The 7,232-nt window shown below is 58.4% G+C and carries 7 protein-coding genes; 3 read left to right on the plus strand and 4 right to left on the minus strand.

The features are described from left to right. The 3 genes from A3754_RS16980 to A3754_RS16990 form a co-directional block, all read left to right on the plus strand. Positions 1 to 489, plus strand: a 489-nt coding sequence (locus A3754_RS16980; RefSeq protein WP_156497047.1) for a DUF1302 family protein, incomplete at its 5' end; no start/stop codon positions are given. Between the two features lie 53 nt (positions 490 to 542). Further along, positions 543 to 1,163: a hypothetical protein gene (locus A3754_RS16985; RefSeq protein WP_063520650.1), complete on the plus strand. Its 621-nt coding sequence runs from the start codon at positions 543 to 545 to the stop codon at positions 1,161 to 1,163. A gap of 637 nt (positions 1,164 to 1,800) precedes the next feature. Continuing rightward, the gene (locus A3754_RS16990; protein ID WP_063520646.1) at positions 1,801 to 2,865 is read left to right on the plus strand and encodes a 3-deoxy-7-phosphoheptulonate synthase; all 1,065 of its coding nucleotides are present in this window, start codon (positions 1,801 to 1,803) and stop codon (positions 2,863 to 2,865) included. A gap of 302 nt (positions 2,866 to 3,167) precedes the next feature. On the opposite strand, the gene A3754_RS16995 is transcribed toward A3754_RS16990, so the two are convergent. The 4 genes from A3754_RS16995 to ligA all read right to left on the minus strand — a co-directional run. Next, on the minus strand, positions 3,168 to 4,076 hold the full coding sequence (locus A3754_RS16995; protein ID WP_231880668.1) for a PhzF family phenazine biosynthesis protein: 909 nt from the start codon (positions 4,074 to 4,076) through the stop codon (positions 3,168 to 3,170). Positions 4,077 to 4,247: 171 nt separating this feature from the next. Next, entirely contained in the window at positions 4,248 to 4,676 is a 429-nt protein-coding gene (locus tag A3754_RS17000) for a hypothetical protein (RefSeq protein WP_007148883.1), read from the minus strand. 290 nt (positions 4,677 to 4,966) lie between these two features. Beyond that, positions 4,967 to 5,551: a transglycosylase SLT domain-containing protein gene (locus A3754_RS17005; RefSeq protein WP_063520648.1), complete on the minus strand. Its 585-nt coding sequence runs from the start codon at positions 5,549 to 5,551 to the stop codon at positions 4,967 to 4,969. Beyond that, positions 5,548 to 7,232, minus strand: a 1,685-nt coding sequence (ligA, locus tag A3754_RS17010; RefSeq protein WP_063520649.1) for an NAD-dependent DNA ligase LigA, incomplete at its 5' end; no start/stop codon positions are given. The genes ligA and A3754_RS17005, both read right to left, overlap by 4 nt.

The raw sequence follows: 7,232 nt of genomic DNA on the forward strand, positions 1-7,232 counted from the left end.
AGCGAAGTGCACGGCTTTGAGGAGTTTGACATTCAGCGTGCCGAGCTGGCCTTCACCACCATCATCCCCAAGTTGATGGGCGCGCAGAAAACCGTCGTTTCCATGCAGGTGGGCTCGGAATTTATTCCTGATCTACCCAAGCAGGACCAGATGCGCTTCCGTCGCCACACCAACTTTGGTGTCGGCGAACTGGGAGAAGACGGTTATGTCACCGACTTCAGCTGGGGCTATCAGCTGAGCCTGACCTCCACCTACGCCAACGCCATCGGCGCGGTCTCATTGACCCCTGGCCTGACCTTCAATCACGGTGTTGAGGGTTATTCCAGCGATGATGCGATGCAGGAAGATGCCCGTACCGTCGGCGTGAGCCTGGGCATGGCCTACAAGCAACTCAGCGCCAACCTGTCCTACACAACCTACAACGATGAAGAGTACAGCGTGGTCGAAGACCGGGATTACCTGTCCCTGAGCACCACCTACAACTTCTAAACGGATAGTGAAACAGCCGGCCACGGCCGGCTTTTCTCAAGAGGATGGAAACCATGAAAAAACTGCAATTGACCCTGTTGGCCCTGTTCACCGTACTGCTCGCAGCCTGTGCCAGCGGCTATCACGACACCAAAGTCATCAGCGCTGAAACCGGCTCCCAGGCCACACCCAAAGGCCCATACCAATCCCTGGTGGTTGGCGTGCTGGTCGATCATGAACTGCGTGAGCATCTGGAAGATGCCATTGTCGCCAAGTTTGCCGCCATGGGCATAAAAGCCACCGCCGCCTACACCGTTTACGGTGACAAGGGCGTCGAAGGCAAAAGCCTGGACTACCTGGCCAAGCGCATGAAGGACAATGGTTTTGACAGTGCTCTGGCGATCCACCTGGAAGACCTGACCACACAAACCACCGAGGTCAAAGGCGACCCAGGCGTGGCCATTCCAGCCAGTGCCGGCATGACCATGACTCCGCAGGTTTACAGCCCGGACTTCTATGTCAACGAAGACATCTATACCGCTCGCCTGGAGCTGTGGGACGTGGACCAGAAAGCCATTGTCTGGACCGGCAAGACCGTCAGCTTCAACACCGGCGGCTTCAAGGGGCTGGAAAAAGGCGCGGACCACTATGCCAAAACCATTACCGACGCGATCAAGGATTCCAACATTTTCTGATTCTGTTTTCTCCGTCTTGTCTTAAATGTGGATTGTCTCCACCTTCCTCGCCCACTTCGGTGGGCGTTTTTTTTGCCGCTCTGCGGCTGCAGCACGCTTCACGCTGCATGCACCAGGCTAAATACCGGATCGTCCTGCTGCGTGTGCTTGCGGCGGCCCCGAAAGCGCTACCCGCATCCAGAAATAGCCACCGGCTATCGTGCGGCGTGGTTCCAGCCTCTTGCACCCTTCCCGCGCTGCCGCTACTCTTTGACCTGCAATGAAGCGAATTCAAGAGGCATGACCATGCACGCAGCACAGCTCAACACACGCACCCTGACTGGCCCAGTGGCCGGTATGGCGGTGTCTGCTGCGTCTTATTACGGGTATTGGTTTAGCCGCTCGCGCGCCTGACCGACACTCAGGCGCGCCCGTTAAGGGACGCCTGCCGAACACATGAAACCCCGGCCGGTAACCCGCCCGGGGTTTTTTATTGCCCACACAAACAGACAAATGCAACACAGGGACAACACCATGTATCGCTATCGACTGAACCGCCTGACCACCCGATTTAGCCGCTGGCTACGTCAGCGCACCGCCACACAACGATCGACGAATCACGCGCGACGATAACGCGCCGCAGTATTAAGGGAAGATCATGCAACAGGTAAACAGCCAACAGACAGAGAACACCGACAGCCGACTCCACCACCATCAGGCTTCGCCACGACGCAGCCTGCCGCTGCCCTCCCCCACGGTGCTGCGTGAGCGGCTGCCGGTTGATGGCCTACTGGCGACACAGATCGAACAGCACCGACAGACCATTCGCAATATCCTTAATGGCGAGGATCCGCGCCTGTTGGTGATCACCGGGCCCTGCTCCCTTCACGATCCCAAATCCGCCCTGGAATACGGCCACCGCCTGGCCGAGTTGGGTGCGCAGCTGGACGATAAAATCTTCATCGTCATGCGCGCCTACGTGGAAAAGCCCCGTACCACCGTGGGCTGGAAAGGCATGCTCTACGACCCACACCTGGACGGCAGCAACGATATCGCCACCGGATTGAACGTCTCCCGCCACCTGCTGCTGGATCTGGCCCGGCTGGGTTTGCCACTCGCCACCGAGCTACTGCACCCCATGGCCGCCGATTACCTGGGCGACCTGCTGAGTTGGGCGGCCATCGGCGCACGCACCACGGAATCGCAGATTCACCGGGAAATGGTCAGTGGCCTGCCCCTGCCGGTGGGGTTCAAGAATGGTACCGATGGCAGCATCGGTGTGGCCTGCGACGCCATGGGGGCTGCCATTCACCCACACACGCATCTGGGCATGGATGAGCATGGCCATAGCGCCCTGCTGCAAACCGCCGGCAACCCGGACACCCACCTGGTGCTGCGCGGCGGCCACGACGGCCCCAACTACGATGCCGCCAGCGTGCAAGCTGCCGCCGCTGCACTGGAGGCCAAGGGCTGCAACCCGCGACTGATCGTGGACTGCAGCCACGCCAACAGCGGCAAGGATCCGCTGCGCCAGCCCGCGGTATTACAGGATCTGCTACAGCAACGAACTCAGGGGCAAACGGCTATCGCCGGGGTGATGCTGGAAAGCCATCTCCATGAGGGCCGGCAGGGGCAGGACAAGCCGCTTCAGTACGGCCTGTCCATTACCGATGGCTGCCTGGGCTGGGACAAAACCCGATCGGCACTTTGCGCGATTGGATAAGATCGAACGGGACAGGGAAACCCACACCCCCTCCCATTGCGGAAGGGGTGTGACGTGAACGTTGCAGGCACCGCTTGCGCTGCCATACTTTAACGATTCTCAGGGCCGACGACTCCACAAGGGAACCCACATGCTCAATAACCTGACTCTCGACCAACTCATCACGGCCTTCGTCGTTTTCCTTTGCGTCATCGCCACCGTGGCGTTCATCGTCTATCTGAAAAATCGCTCGGGTAACGAATAGTTTAGGGTCACGAATAGTTTAGGGTCACGAATAGTTTAGGGTCACGAATAGTTTAGGGTCACGAATACAACAGTGATCCCGTCCCCATCTTGATCACGTTGCCACCAATGCGGCAGCGCACTTCCTTGCCCGGGCGCTTGTCGAACTCCGCATGGAGAATACTCTTGCGCGTCTCATGACTGCCCCGGTCTATCGACAGCGTATGGGTCCCCGGCGCGGTCTCGCCCTGCTCTGCCAGGTAAGCAATAAACTCCGGCATCACGGCGCCAATGGGGGGAAAGGCATCGCGGGGTAATGAAGGATTCAACAAACGCCCGTGGAACTCCGTAAACCCGGTAATGCTGCCCGGGGCGAACAGAAACAACTCCGAGGTGTACACACCGCCGAACAAGTCGGACCAACGGTCCGCATTCAGACTGGCGGCCAGCACGTGCTCCGGTTTGGTAAAGGGCACGACCAACGTTGGCTTGTCCACACTGACCACCATCGGTTTGTACTTGCTGAAAGAGATGTGTTTTTCGTCAATATTCAGCGCCGCGGCCAGACGGGGAATTTCCGGGGTGTAGCGGTCAATGGTCGGAGTCAGCACCCGGGCAAACTGAATGGCCCCCGGCGAGCGGCTATCACCCTTATCAATAAAGCTCTCAATCCATTGTTCGTTTTGCCTAAGCAGAAACGAAGCAAACTCGCCCTCATCCTTTGTCATTCCCATTTCATAGGCCACATAGGAGGCGGCCAGAATGGTATGGGCACCAAATAATTGCCGGCCTTTGCTATTGAACACCGTCACTGGCGAAGCGCTGTTGCCCGGCTCGATAAACACCGTTTCGGTTTGCTGAAACTCACCGGCAATGGCCGTTTTGCTGGAGTCACTACTGTTGGCCGCATCCAGTGTAACCACCGGAACCTGGGTGCCCTGAAAGGGTGCACCCGCGAATACATCAAGCAACGAATAATCGAGAGCCATCATCCTCACCTTTTTTATAATCGTCTCTCTCGACTATGCCGCAAGGGGATAAGAATGCAATCACAGAGAAGGGAAAATAACAGCAAATGAGGAGGGGTTTTTACGTAGGTCGGATTAGCCTAATGGCGTAATCCGACATTTAACCGAGCCGTTACAGCACGGGGGAAAAACTCAGGCGATAGCCCCTTCACGGGCCCATTCGCAACGTACTCGCAGGGGGGCGTCAGAGGGTTCGTGGTACACATCGGCACTGTCCCACACGAAGGTATGAAACCCGGACAACTCGGTTTCCAGGTGCACTACCGCATTCACCCAGTACATGTTTTTGAGCAGGGACTCGAACTTGGCAATCCAGTGTTCCCACTCGTACTCCACCGCCCGATAAGACATGCCGAAATGAATCACCTGGGTCTGGAAGGTGCCGCCCATCAAGTCATCACCGGGCACGGAAAACATTTCCCGACACAGGAACGGCCACTCATCTGCCTGCGGCAATTGCCGAATGGCTTTACGGTTCTGAAAACAGCTCGTCTTGCGCTCCTGCAAATTGCCAAACGGCAAATGCTTGATGCAACCGTAAACGATGGATTCGTTATCCAAAAAACACCCCGAAAATCAGCTAACAGCTACGAGTTTCTAGCTTACAAGGACAAGCACATAAAAATACAGGTACCCGGTTCGAGTCTTTCGCGAAAGAAGCAATATAACGACATTTACCCACCTCACCAGACGCAAACGGTACAGCTATTGACCCCCTACAAAGAAACCCAAATCATAATGAACTTTTCGACCCTCCCTATCTAATTTGCGTAGCTCGTAGCTCGTAGCTCGTAGCTCGTAGCTCGTAGCTCGTAGCTCGTAGCTCGTAGCTCGTAGCTCGTAGCTCGTAGCTACCCCCTGCCACATCCCTGCATCTGTTGCTGATAACGGTTTGCCATGGATGCCGTGCGTTGGGCCGCGCCTTTCATCCACTTGTTGTTTTTCCAGGTACCGCGGGCATAGCCGCCGTGGCCGGCGTAGTAATTGAGGTAAAGGTTATAGGTGTCGTTACGGGCCACGCCGTTTTTTTTGTAGCTCTGGTAGTGGTACCAACCGACAAACCGCACCGCATCCTTGAAATCATCCCGGTCCGCACCACGGCGACCGGTGGCGTCCTTGTACCAGTCCCAGGTGCCATCCAGCGCCTGGGGATACCCATAGGCCGACGACGGGCGTTTCCAGGGAATGAAACCCAGCAGCTTGGTCCGGGGCGGCCTGGCCTTGGCGTTGAAACCCGATTCCTTGTAGATGGTTGCCATCAATACCGGTACCGGCACACCGTATTCCTTCTCGGTGTTCTTGGCGTACTTATACCAGTTATTGAACCAGCCACCCCTCTGATCGAACACCGCGCAGACATTGTCCGTGTTGGTCGGTGTGCCGGCACAGCCACTCAGGGTCAGTGCCGCCAACAGCAGGGGTAGCCAGATTTTCATAACGCTCCCGGGTCAATGCCGTGCTGGGTCAACAGGGACAGTAGCGCAGCTTCGTCGCACACCTCAACGCCCAAGGATTCCGCTTTCGCCAGTTTGGAACCGGCCGACGCGCCCGCCACCACCGTACTGGTGTTTTTGGACACCGACCCCGCCACTTTTGCTCCCAACTGCTGCAACGCCTGTTTGGCCTGGTCACGGGTAAGCTGCTCCAGGGTGCCGGTAAGCACCCAGGTTTGCCCTTCCAACGGCCGACTTTCGGCCTGGGCCGGGGCGCGGGCAGACAGAGCGGCAACCTGATCCTCTGCCTCCTGCAAGCGGGCTTGCCAACCGTTCTCCGCCAGTGCCCTGGCCAGCTGCGTCATAACCCCGGAGCGCACGCCCTGGGGTTCCGCGCCCGCGCCTTCAGCCGCCGCCACGCTCAATTGCGCCACGGTGCGGAAGTGCCCACCGAGGGTTTCCAAGGACTTGTCACCAATGCCCTCAAGATTCATGCCCAACCGCTTGGCGGCTTTCAGCAACTGCGCCAGCGTCAGGCTGTTCACAAAGGCTGCCGAGGGCACCCCGCTGGCCTGCGGGTTCACCCCTTCCGCCAGCAAGCCGTCGATCACTACCTCGTTATCCGCTTCCGCAAAGAAGGCACCAATGGCCTTGGCCACTTCCATGCCCACATCCGGCACCGCCAGCAGCAACAGCAAGGGAGCGCGGCGGATGCCCTCCAGATCACCAAAACAGTCCGCCAGGTTTTTGGCGGTCTCTTCACCGATCTGCAAAATGCCCAGAGCAAACAGGAAACGGCCCAGCCCCACGGTCTTGGACGTCTCCAGTGCGGCAATCAGGTTATCCGCGGACTTCTCGCCCATGCGCTCAAGGCCCGCCACCTGCTCCGCTTTCAAGCGGTACAGGTCGGCAACGGTGGCAATCAGCTCCTGATCCACCAGCGCATCCACCAGCTTGTCGCCCAGGCCATCGATATCCATGGCCCGTCGGGACGCAAAATGCTTGATGGCTTCACGCTGTTGAGCGCCACAGATCAGCCCACCGGTACAACGGGCCACCACCTGATCATCGCCGCGCAGAATGTCGCTACCGCACACCGGGCAGGACGTCGGCAAGGCAATATCCCGGGCGTCCGCCGGGCGGCGCTCTGGCAGCGCCCGCACCACCTTGGGAATCACATCCCCTGCACGATAAACCTTTACCGTATCCCCTATATGTAAGTCCTGCTTCTCAATTTGGTCGATATTGTGCAGGGTCGCGTTACTCACCGTGACACCGCCCACCTGCACCGGCTCCAGCCGTGCCACCGGTGTCAGTGCGCCGGTGCGGCCCACCTGCCAGTCCACGCCGTTCAGCACAGTAAGCTCTTCCTGGGCGGGGAACTTGTGGGCAATGGCCCAGCGTGGGGCGCGGCTGACAAACCCCAGATCCTGCTGCCAGTCGAAACGGTTGACCTTGTAAACCACGCCATCGATGTCGTAATCGAGTCGATCGCGCTTTTCCAGAATGCCCTGGTAGAACGCCAGTAGTGCATCAACACCCGCACACACCCGCACCTCCGGGTTGACCCGCAGCCCCCAGCTGCGCAGGGCATCGAGCATGTCAGCGTGGGTAGCCGGCTCGCTGACACCCTCCAGCTGGGCCATGGAATAGGCATAAAATTCCAGCGGCCGGCTGGCGGTGA

This window comes from Alcanivorax sp. HI0083 (assembly GCF_001635175.1).

Coding starts and splice junctions, on each gene's coding strand:
- A3754_RS17005 (WP_063520648.1), bottom strand. CDS start 5,551: ATGAAAATCTGGCTACCCCTGCTGTTGGCGGCACTGACCCTGAGTGGC.
- A3754_RS16990 (WP_063520646.1), top strand. CDS start 1,801: ATGCAACAGGTAAACAGCCAACAGACAGAGAACACCGACAGCCGACTC.
- A3754_RS16985 (WP_063520650.1), top strand. CDS start 543: ATGAAAAAACTGCAATTGACCCTGTTGGCCCTGTTCACCGTACTGCTC.
- A3754_RS16995 (WP_231880668.1), bottom strand. CDS start 4,076: ATGGCTCTCGATTATTCGTTGCTTGATGTATTCGCGGGTGCACCCTTT.